We start from the raw sequence: 313 nt of genomic DNA on the forward strand, positions 1-313 counted from the left end.
CCATTATCTTCTCTCGTTCTCTCCCATCGTAAAGATCTTTGATAATTGCCACAGCGACAACCGTGACGGCACTACCACCAAACGCTTGAACAATTCGGAAGCCAATCAATTGTTCTATGCTGCCTGAGTTGGCACATAAGAAACTGGCAACAACGTAAATACCTGCCCCGATTAACAAAATTGGCTTGCGACCAAACTTCTCACTGAGGGGCCCCCAAAATAACAGCCCGAAAGCATAAACAACGAAGTAGCTGCTCAGCGTAAAGTTAACCATTGACTGAGTCGTGCCTAACGCTGCCACCATATTAGGAAG

General features: G+C 46.3%; 1 protein-coding gene. It reads right to left on the minus strand.

The features are described from left to right. On the minus strand, positions 1-313 hold a 313-nt coding region (locus tag AB4496_RS28385; RefSeq protein ID WP_372133398.1), incomplete at both ends, for an MFS transporter.

Origin of the sequence: Vibrio sp. 10N.222.46.A1, assembly GCF_041473595.1 — a bacterium.
GTDB lineage: Bacteria > Pseudomonadota > Gammaproteobacteria > Enterobacterales > Vibrionaceae > Vibrio > Vibrio tasmaniensis_A.